At 41.5% G+C, this 15,403-nt stretch carries 17 protein-coding genes; 10 read left to right on the top strand and 7 right to left on the bottom strand.

Annotation, left to right across the window (positions count from 1 at the left end; translation table 11 throughout):
• Window positions 1-54: 54 nt before the first annotated feature.
• Window positions 55-1,410 (bottom strand): alanine/glycine:cation symporter family protein, encoded by a 1,356-nt coding sequence (locus AB1K80_RS10235; protein ID WP_412856513.1) that lies wholly within the window; start codon window positions 1,408-1,410, stop codon window positions 55-57.
• Between the two features lie 173 nt (window positions 1,411-1,583).
• On the opposite strand from AB1K80_RS10235, the gene AB1K80_RS10230 reads away from it, so the two are divergent.
• From AB1K80_RS10230 to AB1K80_RS10220, 3 genes are read left to right on the top strand one after another with little or no spacing between them, the layout of a single operon-like run.
• Window positions 1,584-2,054, top strand: a complete 471-nt coding sequence (locus tag AB1K80_RS10230; protein ID WP_412856512.1) for a low molecular weight protein-tyrosine-phosphatase — start codon at window positions 1,584-1,586, stop codon at window positions 2,052-2,054.
• 20 nt (window positions 2,055-2,074) lie between these two features.
• Complete coding sequence (locus AB1K80_RS10225; RefSeq protein WP_412856511.1) at window positions 2,075-2,395, top strand: hypothetical protein; 321 nt, start codon at window positions 2,075-2,077, stop codon at window positions 2,393-2,395.
• Window positions 2,396-2,425: 30 nt separating this feature from the next.
• Window positions 2,426-3,244, top strand: coding sequence for a YhjD/YihY/BrkB family envelope integrity protein (locus AB1K80_RS10220; protein ID WP_412856510.1), 819 nt, complete (start codon window positions 2,426-2,428; stop codon window positions 3,242-3,244).
• 218 nt (window positions 3,245-3,462) lie between these two features.
• Here the strand turns inward: AB1K80_RS10220 and AB1K80_RS10215 are convergent, their stop codons facing one another.
• Complete coding sequence (locus AB1K80_RS10215) at window positions 3,463-4,632, bottom strand: MFS transporter (RefSeq protein WP_412856509.1); 1,170 nt, start codon at window positions 4,630-4,632, stop codon at window positions 3,463-3,465.
• A gap of 74 nt (window positions 4,633-4,706) precedes the next feature.
• On the opposite strand from AB1K80_RS10215, the gene AB1K80_RS10210 reads away from it, so the two are divergent.
• From AB1K80_RS10210 to AB1K80_RS10200, 3 genes are all read left to right on the top strand, one after another.
• A complete protein-coding gene (locus AB1K80_RS10210) occupies window positions 4,707-5,084 on the top strand; it encodes an OsmC family protein (protein WP_412856508.1) in 378 nt (125 codons plus the stop codon).
• A 64-nt stretch (window positions 5,085-5,148) separates the two neighbouring features.
• Entirely contained in the window at window positions 5,149-6,213 is a 1,065-nt protein-coding gene (gene cax, locus AB1K80_RS10205; RefSeq protein ID WP_412856507.1) for a calcium/proton exchanger, read from the top strand.
• Between the two features lie 67 nt (window positions 6,214-6,280).
• A complete protein-coding gene (locus AB1K80_RS10200; RefSeq protein ID WP_412856506.1) occupies window positions 6,281-7,063 on the top strand; it encodes a YfkD family protein in 783 nt (260 codons plus the stop codon).
• A gap of 68 nt (window positions 7,064-7,131) precedes the next feature.
• On the opposite strand, the gene AB1K80_RS10195 is transcribed toward AB1K80_RS10200, so the two are convergent.
• From AB1K80_RS10195 to yfkAB, 4 genes are all read right to left on the bottom strand, one after another.
• Complete coding sequence (locus tag AB1K80_RS10195) at window positions 7,132-7,398, bottom strand: hypothetical protein (RefSeq protein WP_412856505.1); 267 nt, start codon at window positions 7,396-7,398, stop codon at window positions 7,132-7,134.
• 205 nt (window positions 7,399-7,603) lie between these two features.
• Window positions 7,604-8,323 (bottom strand): YebC/PmpR family DNA-binding transcriptional regulator, encoded by a 720-nt coding sequence (locus AB1K80_RS10190; protein WP_412856504.1) that lies wholly within the window; start codon window positions 8,321-8,323, stop codon window positions 7,604-7,606.
• Window positions 8,324-8,495: 172 nt separating this feature from the next.
• Window positions 8,496-9,332 (bottom strand): mechanosensitive ion channel family protein, encoded by an 837-nt coding sequence (locus AB1K80_RS10185; RefSeq protein WP_412856503.1) that lies wholly within the window; start codon window positions 9,330-9,332, stop codon window positions 8,496-8,498.
• A 7-nt stretch (window positions 9,333-9,339) separates the two neighbouring features.
• Entirely contained in the window at window positions 9,340-10,461 is a 1,122-nt protein-coding gene (yfkAB, locus tag AB1K80_RS10180; RefSeq protein ID WP_412856502.1) for a radical SAM/CxCxxxxC motif protein YfkAB, read from the bottom strand.
• A gap of 150 nt (window positions 10,462-10,611) precedes the next feature.
• Between yfkAB and AB1K80_RS10175 the strand changes: the two genes are divergently transcribed.
• A complete protein-coding gene (locus AB1K80_RS10175; RefSeq protein ID WP_412856501.1) occupies window positions 10,612-10,803 on the top strand; it encodes an SE1561 family protein in 192 nt (63 codons plus the stop codon).
• Between the two features lie 101 nt (window positions 10,804-10,904).
• Window positions 10,905-11,696 carry a delta-lactam-biosynthetic de-N-acetylase gene (gene pdaA / locus AB1K80_RS10170; RefSeq protein WP_412856500.1) on the top strand — a complete coding sequence of 264 codons (792 nt, stop codon included), beginning with the start codon at window positions 10,905-10,907 and terminating at the stop codon, window positions 11,694-11,696.
• A 106-nt stretch (window positions 11,697-11,802) separates the two neighbouring features.
• On the opposite strand, the gene AB1K80_RS10165 is transcribed toward pdaA, so the two are convergent.
• Window positions 11,803-12,309, bottom strand: coding sequence for a stress protein (locus AB1K80_RS10165; RefSeq protein ID WP_412856499.1), 507 nt, complete (start codon window positions 12,307-12,309; stop codon window positions 11,803-11,805).
• 429 nt (window positions 12,310-12,738) lie between these two features.
• Here AB1K80_RS10165 and AB1K80_RS10160 point away from each other — a divergent pair, with 429 nt between their 5' ends.
• Both AB1K80_RS10160 and rlmD read left to right on the top strand, forming a co-directional pair.
• Window positions 12,739-13,611 (top strand): DNA-3-methyladenine glycosylase family protein, encoded by an 873-nt coding sequence (locus tag AB1K80_RS10160; protein WP_412856536.1) that lies wholly within the window; start codon window positions 12,739-12,741, stop codon window positions 13,609-13,611.
• A gap of 99 nt (window positions 13,612-13,710) precedes the next feature.
• Window positions 13,711-15,108 carry a 23S rRNA (uracil(1939)-C(5))-methyltransferase RlmD gene (gene rlmD, locus AB1K80_RS10155; RefSeq protein WP_412856498.1) on the top strand — a complete coding sequence of 466 codons (1,398 nt, stop codon included), beginning with the start codon at window positions 13,711-13,713 and terminating at the stop codon, window positions 15,106-15,108.
• Window positions 15,109-15,403 lie beyond the last annotated feature (295 nt).

Raw genomic sequence — 15,403 nt, 5'->3', positions numbered from 1 at the left:
ATGTATCGAATAATATGTCTATTCTAACAGAATTGCGAAAGAATAAAAGGGCTATTAAGACGAGATCGAAATGTTTTTCTCTTTTTTCTCTTGCTTCATCTTTTCAAGAATCCGTTTCGTTTCAAACACAACGACTCCAGATAAACCAATGAGCCCAATTAAGTTAGGGATCGCCATAAGGCCATTCAGCATATCCGCGACACCCCAGACAAAGTCATTTTTAAACACTGCCCCGAAAAAGACAGCAATGACAAACAAAATGCGGTAGATCATGACGTACGAATCTTTGGCCAAATAGGTAAAGCATTTTTCCCCATAATATGACCAGCCAATAATGGTTGAATAGGCGAACAAGAGTAAACCGATGGCGACAATCGTAGAACCGATCGGACCAAGGAAGTAAGCAAAAGATAATGAGGTGAGGGCATCACTTTTCTCACTGACATACATATCAGCCATCACGATGGTAATGCCAGTGATTGAACAAACAATGATGGTATCAATAAATACTTGCGTCATAGATACGAGTGCTTGTCTAGCAGGCATATCCGTTTTGGCAGCAGCTGCGGCGATGGGAGCTGAACCAAGTCCAGCTTCATTTGAAAATACGCCACGCGCTACGCCCCAGCGAATGACCGTTCCGATGGCACCCCCTGCGACGGCTTGACCAGTAAATGCATCCGAGAAAATAAGCCCAAGTGCGCCCGGCACAAGGTGGGCATTCATCACAAGAATGATTAGGCCACAAATGACGTAGAATAAAGCCATGACTGGTACAAAGATAGACGTCACCCGTCCGATGCTTTTAATGCCACCTAAAATGACGAGTGCTGTAAAGGCTGTAATGACGATGCCTGTGATCCAGGTCGGAATATGGAAGGTTGACTGCATGACACCAGAGATGGAATTAGATTGTACAAGGTTTCCAATCCCGAAGGCGGCACAGGCTCCAAAAATCGCAAACAGCACCCCTAGCCATTTTTGCTTTAAGCCATGCTCTAAATAATACATAGGCCCGCCAGACATTTCTCCTTTTTCATTTTTGATCCGGTATTTGACAGCAAGAACGGCTTCAGCAAATTTAGTCGCCATTCCAAAAAATGCAGCAAACCACATCCAAAATACAGCACCAGGACCGCCGGCGATGACTGCTGAAGCAACACCAACAATATTACCTGTCCCAACAGTTGCGGCAAGAGCCGTCATTAATGCTTGAAAATGAGAGATATCGCCTTCTGACGTTTTGTCTTGTTTGGAAAATGCAAGCTTTAAAGAATAAGGAAGTAGTCTGATTTGAATGAAGAGAATGCGGAAGGTGAGATAGATTCCAGTACCAACAATTAATAACAACAGGGGAGGCCCCCACAAAACATTGTTCATATGCGTGACAAATTGTTCAATAACTCCCATCTAATATCCCCCTTTTTTGTGTGATTCTCCTAAAGTTTCCCCTTTTATCAAGTCATTTGTCAATATGCTTGGTGACAATTTTTAAAACGTTTCCAAAAAGAAAAAAGACTTGATATGATAGAGATTATGTTTTTGAAAAGGATTCTTAGGGAAAAGATAGGAGGAGATGAAACATGATACATGTATTATTCGTGTGTCTTGGGAATATTTGTAGATCGCCAATGGCAGAGGCAATGTTTAGAAAGCGAGTAGCAGAGGATGGGCTGAGTGAACACTTTTCTATTGATTCAGCAGGCATTGGTGGCTGGCATCATGGCAGTCCTCCGCATGAAGGAACAAGAAAGCTGCTAGATGAAAAAGGCATTGGCTATGAGGGAATGACTGCAAGACAAATCAAGGATGACGATATCACCTCATATGACTATATTCTGGCAATGGATGCTGAAAATGTCGGAGCACTTCGTCGTCTAGCCGGTTATGGAAAACATCACTTTATTGGTCGCCTCCTCGATTTTGTAGAAGACGATGATCGAGATGATGTACCAGATCCTTATTACACGGGGAACTTTGAAGAAGTCCATGATTTAATTGAAACAGGAATTGACCGCTTTTTGACGTATGTAAAGAAAGAGCAAAACCTTTAACAGAAAGGAGATCAGATAAGATGGAAGAGAAACATCCAATCATGCTGCAAGGAGCTGTCATTGGAGCAGCCTGCGGTCTATTGCTGACCTTATTTCATCGACCAACAAGAAGGGCATTACAAGAGAAGTGGAATAACTGCCAACAAAAGCTGAATGATTACCGCCACGAGCCAGGTAAGGTGTCCGCTTGCGTGAAAGAAAAAATGGAAGAAACGAAGCAGCTGATGCGAACGGTCTCAGATGATTTGTCATTTTTAAATGAACAGGTCAATCAGTTAAAGGAAACAACCCCAAAAGTCATCGAGATTATTGAAGAAACGAAGGATCATTTTCGAACGTAACAGACAGATTGATCATTGGAGCTGAGGCGTATGAGTTTTATGAAAGCGTTGATTAAACGCTTCTTACTTCATGAAGGACCGGCAAAATCTGCAGAGCTTGCGTATTTCTTTTTGCTATCATTATTTCCGTTTCTCATCTTCGTGTTGACGCTGGTTGGTTATTTACCGCTCACATCAAATGATGTACTGAGCGTGATTTCAAGTTATGCGCCGGAGGGAGCACTCGCGATGATCGAATCCATTGCGGACGAGACACTGAATAATCGTAATGGTGGATTATTGTCATTCGGGATTATTGCCGCTCTTTGGTCGGCTTCGAACGGAATTAATGCAGTCGTTAGAGCGTTTAATCATGCTTACGAAGTTGAAGAAAATCGATCCTTCATACTTGTACGTTTAACATCCATCATCTTAACCATTGCAATGGTTCTAACGATTATCTTTGCCTTGATGCTACCTGTCTTTGGAAAAGAGATTGGCTTATTTGTGGCTGATTTAGTCGGACAATCTGATGCCTTTCTCACAATGTGGGCGGCCATTAGATGGATCATCAGCCCCCTGATTTTATTGATTGTGTTTACAGCCTTATATTATTTTGCACCAAACGTTCGGCAAAAATTGACATTTGTTCTACCAGGGGCGATTTTTGCGTCTATTGGATGGATTCTAGTCAGCATGCTGTTTTCATTTTACGTCGGTGAGTTTGCCAACTATAGTGCGATGTACGGGAGTATCGGGGGGATCATTATTTTGATGATTTGGTTTTATTTAACCGGCATCATGATCATTCTCGGTGGTGAGCTCAATGCGCTTTTACATAAACGTAAAATCGTACCAGGTAAGCTGTAAAGAAAACGGGGCATCCTAAAGAAGAACAACAACTTGTTCAATCTAATGGATGGGGGAATCACATATGTCCAAACAGTCGAAAAAAGGCGGAAGCAACAATAAACAAAACAAAGGCCATCAGCCAAAGCAAAAAACAAGCGGAAGTGCAAACGGTCAAAATGGCTATCACTAGATAAAAAAACTCCTCTGCCAAACGTGCAGAGGAGTTTTTTTCATGTTTACACACGTGTACTTTCCGGTACAGCCGCCGTCCGGCCAAACCGAACGCAACAAAATACGAAGAAAACCATCATGCTAACGAGATAGAGTAAATTCACGTCCTTAAACGTTTGGACAAAAAATCCTCCTAGAACTGGTCCGAGAATACTCCCCGCGCTAAACGCCATCCCGCACATCAAATTCCCTGCAGGGAGAAGGTGTTTAGGCAACAGATCTGTCATATAACTAATGCCAAGTGAAAACGTAGAGCCGACAGCCATTCCTGCCAAGAAGAAGCAAGTCGCAACGGCAATGACAGAATGAATGAAGATCCCCGCCAATAAGAAAAAGAAGGACCCAGCAAGTGTGACACATAAAATGAGCCGGCGTCTGCCAAAGCGGTCGCTAAGCATGCCAAGAGGAAGTTGAAATACAATACTTCCAATCGCAAATGCAGGTAAAATAAACGCAACAGCATCTACCGTCACTCCGCTTCTGAGTGCATATACAGGGAAGTTACTATTGAGCGTCGTTTCGAGGAAGCCGTAGCAAAAAGGCATCATAAATGCGACCCATCCAAATTGGCTTGCTTTCTTAAAGCGTTTCAAGCTGTTCGTGTGCTCTGTCGTCTGTACATCGTCTGACTCTGGATACGTATTTTTCAAAGCGAAGACAAGGAGCCAAATACATAAACTAACAGCACCTGAAACAATAAAAGGTAAAGATGGATTGATTTTAATTAACGGTGTTAAAAATGGGCCAGCTGCAAAACCGAGTCCAAAGGACAACCCATACAATGAAATATTCCGCCCACGATTTTTAGAAGACGACGCATACGTCACCCACGTCTGTGTCGAAAAATGTAACATATGATCACCAATGCCGATGATCAGTCGTAGGAAGAACCAAACGATATAAGATTCAAAAAACACAAAGCTGAATAAGCTGCAAAAAACCGCTGCGCCCCCAATGACAATTAAAGGCTTAAAACCGAAACGACGAAGCGGCGCTTCCATAAATGGTGACGCAAGCAGGACGCCGAGATATAAGCCTGTCGCATGTAAACCGTTTAACGTAGGAGACGTGCCCGCTTGTTCAAAAATAATCGAAATCACGGGAAGTAATGCCCCCTGTGAAAAACCAGAGACGGATACAAGTAAAATTAACAACATAAAATGAATTCTCGTCATAAGAAGCTCCTTACAAGTTCATGCTTTCATCGTACAATGGAACAATCAAGCATTCAATAGAAAGGTGGGAAACAATGAAACTGACATACGAAAATGATCGTTGGACGGTAGATGCCGAATTTGGTCAATTCCAACTATCAAAAGATGAACAAGCGGGTTATAGACCCTATGAATTGTTTGTATCAGCGATTGCTGGATGTTTAGGGGAGATGCTTGTTCATGTACTTCAAAAAAAGCGAATAAGTTTAGAAGGATTCACGATAACACCCAAAGTCACAAGAGAAGGGATGGCGAACCGAATCACGCGCATCCATCTACATATGATGTTCGAAAGAATCGACGTGTCAGATGACAAAATGGATCACGTCATAAAGCTTGCGATGAAGCATTGTTCGATGGTGCAATCTGTGAAAGACAGTATCGACATCACTTGTTCACACGAACGAATCTAAATGTATATGATAACGGCACTCACGACAGAATAACAGTCAGATCTGTGTAAAGGAGTAGGACTGTATGAACCGTTTGTTTCTTGTGATTGTCGCAATTGGTGTTCCTCTTTCTATAGCAGGAAGCTACCTTCACTTCCCGCAGGCCATCATGTTTGCGATTTATTGTGTCGCCATTATTGGTCTAGCTAGTTTTATGGGAAGAGCAACAGAAAGCCTCTCTATCATTGCAGGCCCAAGAATCGGTGGGCTTTTAAACGCCACATTTGGAAATGCAGTAGAATTCATTATTTCAATCTTTGCATTAAAACAAGGGCTGACTGCGATCGTACTGGCTTCGTTAACAGGATCAGTGATTGGGAATTTGCTATTAGTAGCAGGTCTTTCTTTTTTTGTTGGCGGGTTAAAGTATAAACGTCAAACGTTTAATGTCCATGACGCAAGGCACAATTCTGGATTACTCATGTTCGCTATCATTGTGGCGTTTGTTATTCCAGAAGTCTTTTCTATGGAAATGGCAGAAGACCGACAATTTGTATTAAGTATGGGCATTAGTATTGTGATGATTTTGCTTTATGTCGCCGCCTTATATTTCAAACTGGTCAGTCACCGAGGTGTCTATGTAGCGAATCAGGAGAGGGGAAATGAGAAGCCAGAAGAGGATGAAACGCCAGAATGGTCCGGCAAATGGGCCACTGTAATTTTGCTACTGGCGACTCTGGCAGTTGCGTATATTTCAGAGCGACTTGTACATACATTTGACACCGTAGGAGAACAGTTTGGCTGGAGTGAGTTGTTTATTGGGGTCATTATTGTAGCCATCGTCGGCAATGCAGCAGAACATGCCTCTGCTGTCATCATGGCGTATAAAAATAAAATGGATGTGGCAGTCGAGATCGCCTTCGGCTCCACGCTGCAAGTCGCCATGATGGTGGCACCAATTCTTGTCATCAGCTCTCTTTTTTTCGACAAGCAGATGGCGCTCGTTTTCTCTTTGCCAGAACTGATTGCCATGGCATCTTCCGTCTTACTGACAGTCATTTTATCAAATGATGGTGATACGAACTGGTTTGAGGGTGCCACATTACTGGCTGCTTACTTTATTATGGCTATTGGTTTTTTCCTTTTATAATCTTTTGTGGATAAGGGACGTCTTTAGGGAAAATACTATGGAAAAATGAATGAGAAAGAGTGATGATATGAAAAAGATGCCTCGCATCATGGTTGTTGTTCTTTTATCCATTAGTTTTCTATACAGCCTTCCAGCACAGGCGGCAAAGCCATTTAAAGTGCCATCTTCTGTCGCTAGTATATCGAAGGAAAATACGTATCCGAATGCCTCGCAAGATCAGCCACTTCTCCAGCCGAGCGAGCTGACAACCGAATTATTTAAAACAACCAATGTCCCAATTGAAAATACGCATCTGATTAAAATGCTAAATGAATCGAGTATTTCAGGGACTCCGCTAGCGGTCGGGTACCGAGCTACCATTTTTCTCGGCAGATGGGCACTGAGCTACGATTCAAATGAAACAGTCGCCAACTGGGAATATAAAAAAGTAAATACGAATCACATTGACAACAGAGGCGGCAACAAAACCGCTGTAGGAAAATATGTACAGAAACAGCAGGTGAAAGTAAGCGGAGGGCTCACAGCAAAAGTACCTAACCCAGATGACGTCAAAACATTGATGATGCAAAAAGCCATCCAAAAAACAAAATTGCCGCTTGCCTTTGACACGGTGATTGGTGCAGGGACAAAACGTGATCAGTCCTACAACGTACCCCCGAAAAAATCAGCATCTCTTCATGCTTATGCTCCTGCGATTAATGAAAAAGGGAAGGTCACATACGGTGAAGTATACCTTGTTCTAAAAGGGAACAAACGCAAATTGATTGTGAAAAACGTGACATCTCAAGGAATCGGCGCATGGATCCCTGTTCAGGATCATTTAACGTTTGGATTTCAAGGGATGAACTAAAATAAGAAAAGACCTCTTTCAACTTGAAAGAGGCTTTTGTATTTTCCCAATGGAATGATCAATTTCTTTTATTTATCTTTATCTAATGGGGAGTCTTTTTCCCAATTTACCGGGCCTTCGTTACTATCAAAAAACTTTTTCCAGTATTCCCCTGTATCCTTGTCAAATAAAATCACATTACTTCCGGTTGTTATTAATTCATATCTATATTCGTTGTTTGTATTGACCTCATTTGATGAATCCTTACCAAACGTAAACATTAGAAATAAACCTAATATTGCGACACTTATTATCATTGCAAAACCAATAATCAATGAAGAACTATTACTTTTCATTTTTTCACCTCCATTTCCAAATTAGTATGCTTCATTATATAACTTTTCTCAAATTATTCAATTACTTCTAAAACAACAAACCTTATGAAACCAGCTTGTAAAATAATCGATATGATGTACCTGATTCATCATTCAATATACATTCATTCCTTTTTTTATTTAATGCAAAAAAAACAGACCTTCATTAGGCCTGTTTAAAATTATATTACTCCCCTAAATCCACATTATGATAAACCTGTTGCACGTCTTCAAGATCTTCTAAGACATCAATTAATTTCTCGAATTGTGCTTGAGATTCTTCATCTAATGACACTTCATTTTGCGGGAGCATGGTAATTTCTGCGACTGTGAATTCTTCAACACCGGCTTGTTTAAATGCCTCTTGCACTTGATGGAATTGATCAGGTTCGGCATAGACAATGACCGCTTGATCTTCTTCCATGATGTCACGTACATCAATGTCTGCTTCCATTAAAAGCTCAAGGGTTTCTTCTTCGCTTTTCCCTTCGACACCGATGACAGCGATTTGATCAAACATGTAAGCAACTGACCCGCTGACCCCCATGTTTCCGCCGTTTTTCCCAAATGCCGCGCGCACATCTGAAGCGGTACGATTCACGTTATTGGTCAGGGCATCCACAATGACCATCGAGCCATTAGGGCCAAATCCTTCATACCGCAGTTCATCGAAGTTTTCCTCTGAACCACCTTTGGCTTTTTCAATGGCACGGTCCACAATGTGTTTTGGGACACTATATGTTTTGGCACGTTCTAATACAAAGCGTAGTGCTTGGTTGGATTCTGGGTTTGGCTCTCCTTGTTTGGCTGCCACATAGATTTCACGCCCGAATTTTGCGTAAATACGACTTGTATTTGCGTCTTTTGATGCTTTCTTTTCCTTAATGTTATTCCATTTACGACCCATCTTATTCACTCTCTTTCACTTAGTAAATACACAGTATGAGGGTCCCCATGCTGCAATGAAATCAATCCGTTTTCTATTATACATGAATCAGTCAAGAGGGGAGAAGCACGAGGTTCAAAAAAGTGGTCGGTTGCTGTCTAAAGTAAAAAATAACCTCACACGATAGGTGAGGTTATTTGCTTGTTTGTGGATAAACAAAATCTTCAAGTAACTGGACGTTATGAAGATAAAGATGTTTCATCATTTCTTTACGAACAGCGAGGGCTGCGTCGAAATAGAATTCATCAGCGACCATTCCCTTTACGGTGATTTCAATCCCGCGATTCATCTTGTTCAGTCCCATAATCCCGTGAACTTGAAAGGGTTCTATCGCATGTTGAAATTCATCTTTTTTTAGGAAATCATGATGATGTTGATTCAACTGTTCACAAGCTGCTTCGAGTGCCCGAAATGCAATGTCGGGATCTTGATTGCTGCGAATTAACACAGACTCCGTCACACGCATAAATTGCATGTTGTAGTTTTGAATTTGGCGGATGTCTCCATTCGAAATGGTTAACAATTTACCGCTCCATTCTCTGATTTGTAAAGAGCGGAGGCCAATCTCTTCAATGGTTCCATTAAAGAGATTATTGACCGTCACATAGTCGCCTTTATGTATCTGCCGTTCATAGATCAAAAAGATGCCTGCTAAAATATCTCGAATGAGCGTTTGGGCACCAAAACCGATCACAATCCCTGCTACACCAGCACCAGCAAGAATTTTCCCAAAGTCATGAAAGAAGAGGGAAATGACATATAGCACAAAGCAGATCGTGGCCGTGTACTTTGTGACAGATCTCACCAAACTCTCAATTGTTTTCTTCTTCTTCTCTTCCATAAACTCGGTGCGTTTAAAGAAAATTTGAAGCGCTTTGTTGATCAAAAAGACGGCAAGCCAAAGGACAAATCCTACAAGTAAAATTTCAATGTATTTGTTTTTGACCACTGTCAAAAATGTTTCTTCCATCTATAGGTTACCCCCTGGCGATACGAGAAGTGAAATCAACATCTTGATAATAGCTGTTTTTCACGAGAACATTGGGTCCAAGACACTGGACACTTGGACAATGACAATTGAGTTCTTTTGCTAATTTGGTGTTCATCCAGCGAGTATAGGCGGATTGCAGGGTATCCGTTTCAATATTCCCAAGCGGCGGTGTGTCACCAAAGTCTGTGACTATAATGTTCCCATCAAAAATATTCACATTCAACCTTGAACGGCCATCAGGATCATTTCGGACAGTCACATTTTTCGCTTGACGCAATCGATCAAGAAGCTGCTGGTCTTTTTCGTCATTGTTACATGAGTAAAATGGCAAGGTACCAAATAGCATCCATGTGTCCTCATCCCGAATATCGAGTAGCTGATGAATGGCATCGCGCATTTCTGAAAGCGACAACGATTCAAGCGCACTGGCGAAGTCACTTGGGTACATCGGGTGAATTTCATGACGCTGGCATTTCATTTCATCCACAATTTGACGATGGATGTGTTCAATATATGGGAGTGTGCGTTTGTTCAGCATCGTTTCGGCTGATACTGTGACTCCAGCTTTCACGAGTGCCTGACTATTTTCAATCATGCGATCAAAATATTTTACGCGCTGTTCAAAGGTTGGTTTTCTGTCCATCATTGCAAAGCCAACTGTCGCAAATTCTTCAATCGTACCCCAGTTGTGCGAAATATGAAGAACATCCAAGTATGGAATGATCTCCTCATAACGCGCCAAATCAAGTGTTAAATTTGAATTGATTTGTGTACGGACACCGCGTTCATGGGCATACTTTAATAAAGGAACAACATATTCCCGCACAGATTTGAGGGAAAGCATTGGTTCTCCGCCTGTTATGCTCAAAGAGCGAAGGAGTGGAACTTCATCCAAACGGCGAATTAGCAAATCAAGTGGCAGGGCATTCGGATCTTTTGGCTGTAATGTATAGCCAACTGCACAGTGCTCACATCTCATGTTGCATAAATGAGTCGTTGTAAATTCAATATTTGTCAGCTTCATCTCGCCGTAATCCTGCACATCGAGATAGGCCTCCCAAGGGTCATATGCAGGTGTAATCGGACGAAGGGCTGTTTTTTGATTCATGGTATCTATCTCCTTTTCATTCGGGTAAACATAGACCCGCCAACAGTTAATTTTAAGCCCCTTGATCGTTATACGCAAGGGGGGAGACAGAATTGAATTTGAACGTAAGAAACGATAAGCTATGAACAAAAGCAAAAAGGGAGTGTAGCGATGGGCAAGGCAGCAGGAAGTAAAGAACAGCAAGTTGACTATTTAAAGAATCGGTTAGATATGTTTATGAATGTGATTGATTCATTAGATCCGGAATCAACAGACGTTGAGGATATAGACAGACTGATTCAGATGATTGATGATTTAGAAGCGAAATACGAACGCTTCAAAAGTGATTGGCAAGAAGACTAGCTCGCTTATGGCGGGCTTTTTTCTTAAAATTGGCATATGAATGCATGTATGAGTCCAGGTTCAATTCTGCACAATAGAAGTAAAACCAGGAAGTGACAACGATGAAAAAATATATGCTGATTTGTTTATGTGCCCTGTTTCTGATGATGCCTCTTTCAGAAGCAACAGCCGTGTCCAACAAGTCCATTCACTGGGGATTTGCAAAAAGTAAGCAGCACAAACCAGCAGATGCGGGAAAAGAACTGACGACGCTCCTTCAACAATACGGTGCATTCTACTTAGGAAATACGAAAAAGAAAGAGATTTACTTTACGTTCGACAACGGTTACGAAAATGGGTACACACCACAGATTTTAGATGTATTGAAAAAACATCAAGTACCAGGAACATTTTTTGTAACGGGTCATTTCGTAAAGGATCAGCCGCAGCTTGTGAAACGCATGGCAGAGGAAGGGCATATCATTGGTAACCATTCGTACCATCATCCAGATTTAACGAAGAAGAATATGAAGGAAATCAAAGAAGAACTAGACCGTGTAAATGAAGCGGTATACAAGATAACAGGAAAACAAGACAATCTGTATCTTCGTCCGCCACGTGGTGTTTTTAGTGAAAGGGTATTGAAAGAAACAAAACAGCTTGGCTACCAAACGGTTTTCTGGTCAGCTGCTTTCGTGGATTGGCACATCCACCATCAAAAAGGAAAACAATATGCGTACGATCAAATCATGAAACAATCACATCCAGGCGCCATTTATTTACTACACACTGTGTCCAAAGATAATGCCGAGGCACTAGATGATGCCATCATTGCTTTAAAAAAGGAGGGGTATTCCTTTAAAAGTTTAGATGATCTTATGCTCGAAAAAGTATGGCACCTCCCCCAGCTCTAGTCAAAAGGCTTGCAGAAACCCTGCAAGCCTTTTGTCTTGAATCAAAAAAGCCGATCTCATGACTGAGATCGGTCAAATGTGCGTGTATGATTGATAAAATAAAGAATTAAGGACGACGGAAGTTGACGTAACCACCGTTACGGTCGAACCATCCTCTGAATGCCCAGTTGATGTAGCCACCGTCACCTTTGTTTGTGAAAGATCCATTTTCAAATACCCAAACTCCGTAAGTAATACTTCCGTATTTTACAGTAGCAAACGTTTTGACACCATTGAAACGAGTCTCATAGCCTTGGCTTAAGTTAAATACCATGACATTGTATCTTGCGCCAGCAGCATAGAAAGCAGACTCCATTAAACCTTTTACAAAGCCTTCACGGTTTGTGTTTGCATTCGCAGCATTAATCAATGCGTTTGCGATACCAAGAACGTCAAAGTTGATGTTTACATTCGTTGCATTTGTAGATGCTTTACCTTCAACTGCTTTGTTTAAAACAGTTTGTTGTAAAGCTGTTGAAACTGGAGCAGATTTTTGCTCAGCAGCATCAGCAAATACTGGTAGTGTCGAAGAAACAGCAGTGGCAAGGGCGATAGAAAGAATTGTTTTTTTCATTGGTCGGATCTCCTTTGTTTTTAAAATTTTGGGTCTTCTTGTAAAACGTGAAACTAGGTGAAGCCGGTAATCAATGAGGTAAATAAGTTCCTGCAAGATAAAACGAACGATTGCCTAATCCGCTAATTCCTTTGCTCACCTCCTTGATATGTCATAATTATACAAAAATTTTGTAAATGGAAGATATCACCCAGATGTTCTATTTCTAATTTAAGGAAAATGAGCCTAGGATATTGAGGAATCGTGTCGAATTTTAGTTGTATTTGCTCAAAACTTTTGTCAATGAAACAGGAGATTCCTCAAAAATAAGGAAGATATAACTGATAAATTCTTGTACTGTTTCTATTTAAAAGTATTCAATATACAGAATGATTCACATGGAATGAACAAAATGTGTCAGCGTTTATTTTTAGAAGGGAGAGGGCCATGATGTGGGAGAGAAAGCTAGTCGTTGAACCACCGTATCACTTTGATCAAGTATTAAGACGTTTATCAAATGACCCATTAAAAGCAGTAGATATAAAGAAAAGGGAAATCAAAGTACCGTTACGAATTGATCAAAAACCGTATGTGGTTGTCGTTCAAGCTACTGGCACAACAGAGGAGCCTTCATTTCGTGTGCGTGCACATGGCCCAGTGGAACCAACCATCTTTGAAATCAAGCGGATTTTTGGGATGAATCATCCACTAAAGGTGATCGATGACCATTTTTCTCAAACGAATCTAGCATCTATATTTCACCATCACATCGGTACACCACTGATGCTGGACTTCCATTTGTATCACTGTTTCATGAAATGCATCATTCATCAACAGCTCAACCTGTCGTTTGCTTATGAGCTAATGAAACGATTTGTTCATACGTACGGCGAACAAATCGAAGGTGTATGGTTTGACCCTTTACCAGAAACCATTGCCTCCCTTGAAACAGACGACCTGAGGCAACTGCAATTCAGTCAGCGAAAGGCGGAATATGTCATTGATATCTCGAAACGGATTGCGAGCGGCACTCTTCGTTTAGATGAATTACACCATTTGCCGGATCACGACATCGAAGAACGTCTACTTCCAATAAGAGGCATCGGACCGTGGACGGTTCAAAATATCCTCATGAATGGACTGGGAAGACCGAATCTTTTTCCAATGGCAGATATCGGCATTCAAAACGCCATCAAACAGCATTTTCATCTACCTGAAAAACCGACAAAAGAGGAAATGGAAGCATTAAGTAAGGAGTGGGCACCGTATTTAAGCTATGCGTCCCTTTATTTATGGAGAAGCATTGAGACAAATAAAGATTGAAGCACATTTTCTCACATGGCCCCAGTCGTGATATACTAATGAGATGAAATCAAATGAGGACAACCTATCATAGGTTTTAATAGAACGGAGAGAAATGAAGTGAAAGAAAAACAGCAAGGTGCCTTTTTACAAAAAGGACAACAGTTCCCGCTCACGATTAAACGCCTTGGCATTAATGGTGAAGGGGTCGGATATTTTAAAAAGCAAGTGGTCTTTGTACCAGGCGCGCTACCAGGTGAGGAAGTCGTCGTAGAAGCAACAAATGTACAGCCGAAATACGCAGAAGGAACCATTAGAAAAGTGCGAAAGCGTTCAGAGCATCGTGTGAAACCACCATGCCCAGTATACGAGCAGTGCGGCGGTTGCCAGCTTCAGCATTTAGCGTACGAGCAGCAGCTAAAGGAAAAACGTGATATTGTCATTCAATCAATGGAACGTCATACAAAGCTGTCGGTTGAAAAGATAGAGATTAGACCAACGATTGGCATGGAAGATCCATGGCACTATCGCAATAAAAGCCAATTCCAAGTCGGACGATCTCATAGTGGAGATATCATTGCAGGACTGTATGGCCTGAACTCTCATAAGCTTGTGCCGATTAAGGAATGTATCGTTCAGCACCCACAAACGAACAAAACAACAGGCGTCGTCCGCAAAATTTTAGAGAAATTCGGCGTATCAGTCTACAACGAACGGACAAGAAAAGGAGACGTCAGGTCGATTGTTGTGCGCGTCGGCTTTGAGACAGGTGAAGTACAAGTCGTTCTTGTCACATCAAAACCTGAATTTCCAAAGAAAAAAGAAATTGCAGAAGCCATCCAAAAACGACTCCCAGAAGTGACATCCATCATGCACAATATCAATGGAGAAAAAACATCTGTCATCTTCGGTCATAAAACATCGCTCCTGGCTGGCAATATGGTCATTCAAGAGTTTCTAGGCGATGTCTCATTTGAATTGAGCGCACGCGCGTTCTTCCAATTGAATCCAAAGCAGACATTGAAGTTGTACGATGAAGCCAAAAAAGCGGCTAAACTAACAGGAAAAGAAAAAATCGTTGACGCATATTGCGGCGTTGGCACCATCGGCATGTGGCTATCAGACGGCGCAAAAGAAGTAAGAGGAATGGATGTCATCAAAGAATCGATTGATGATGCCAAAAAAAATGCCAAAAAACATGGCATGAAAAATACGACCTATGTGACAGGAACAGCCGAACACTGGCTCCCAAAATGGGCCAAAGAAGGCTTCCGACCTGACGTGATTGTCGTCGATCCACCAAGAACAGGATGCGAACGCACCTTCCTAGACACCGTCAAACAGATCAAACCAAAACGCTTTGTCTACGTCTCATGCAATCCATCTACACTAGCAAAAGACCTGCAATACATGTCAACGGACTATCAGATTGAATACATGCAGCCGGTGGATATGTTTCCGCATACGGCGCATGTGGAAGTGATCGTGAAGCTTGTGTTGAAAGGCACAGCCAAGTAAACTGTGCTTCATAGTTTTTTTACTACTCTTTTGAAGGCTTGGGCATCATTGTCCAAGCCTTTTTTCGTCTCGTTTGGAAGAAGTTTTATTTAACAGAAAATTTGCTGATACAGTCATTTAGGATGATTAGATGATTTAAGGTGTTTCAGCAGTGTTAGTACTATTAAATCGGACTTTGAATAAAATCATCATTCTAAATAAACCAATATTTTAACAAAGTGTGAAAAACCTTGGTATGAAAAGGGAAGTTGTATAGAGGGGAATTTCGTAATGAATAACGATCTATTCACACAAA

This window comes from Bacillus sp. 179-C3.3 HS, assembly GCF_047229225.1.
Classification (GTDB): Bacteria; Bacillota; Bacilli; order Bacillales; family Bacillaceae; genus Bacillus.
The sequence above is the reverse complement of the archived record's forward strand: the minus strand, read 5'-3'. Positions and strand labels throughout refer to the sequence as shown.

Coding starts and splice junctions, on each gene's coding strand:
- AB1K80_RS10165 (WP_412856499.1), bottom strand. CDS start 12,309: ATGAAAAAAACAATTCTTTCTATCGCCCTTGCCACTGCTGTTTCTTCG.
- AB1K80_RS10160 (WP_412856536.1), top strand. CDS start 12,739: ATGTGGGAGAGAAAGCTAGTCGTTGAACCACCGTATCACTTTGATCAA.
- cax (WP_412856507.1), top strand. CDS start 5,149: ATGAACCGTTTGTTTCTTGTGATTGTCGCAATTGGTGTTCCTCTTTCT.
- AB1K80_RS10220 (WP_412856510.1), top strand. CDS start 2,426: ATGAGTTTTATGAAAGCGTTGATTAAACGCTTCTTACTTCATGAAGGA.
- AB1K80_RS10190 (WP_412856504.1), bottom strand. CDS start 8,323: ATGGGTCGTAAATGGAATAACATTAAGGAAAAGAAAGCATCAAAAGAC.
- yfkAB (WP_412856502.1), bottom strand. CDS start 10,461: ATGAATCAAAAAACAGCCCTTCGTCCGATTACACCTGCATATGACCCT.
- AB1K80_RS10200 (WP_412856506.1), top strand. CDS start 6,281: ATGAAAAAGATGCCTCGCATCATGGTTGTTGTTCTTTTATCCATTAGT.
- AB1K80_RS10235 (WP_412856513.1), bottom strand. CDS start 1,410: ATGGGAGTTATTGAACAATTTGTCACGCATATGAACAATGTTTTGTGG.
- AB1K80_RS10210 (WP_412856508.1), top strand. CDS start 4,707: ATGAAACTGACATACGAAAATGATCGTTGGACGGTAGATGCCGAATTT.
- AB1K80_RS10175 (WP_412856501.1), top strand. CDS start 10,612: ATGGGCAAGGCAGCAGGAAGTAAAGAACAGCAAGTTGACTATTTAAAG.
- AB1K80_RS10195 (WP_412856505.1), bottom strand. CDS start 7,398: ATGAAAAGTAATAGTTCTTCATTGATTATTGGTTTTGCAATGATAATA.
- AB1K80_RS10185 (WP_412856503.1), bottom strand. CDS start 9,332: ATGGAAGAAACATTTTTGACAGTGGTCAAAAACAAATACATTGAAATT.
- AB1K80_RS10225 (WP_412856511.1), top strand. CDS start 2,075: ATGGAAGAGAAACATCCAATCATGCTGCAAGGAGCTGTCATTGGAGCA.
- AB1K80_RS10230 (WP_412856512.1), top strand. CDS start 1,584: ATGATACATGTATTATTCGTGTGTCTTGGGAATATTTGTAGATCGCCA.
- pdaA (WP_412856500.1), top strand. CDS start 10,905: ATGAAAAAATATATGCTGATTTGTTTATGTGCCCTGTTTCTGATGATG.
- AB1K80_RS10215 (WP_412856509.1), bottom strand. CDS start 4,632: ATGACGAGAATTCATTTTATGTTGTTAATTTTACTTGTATCCGTCTCT.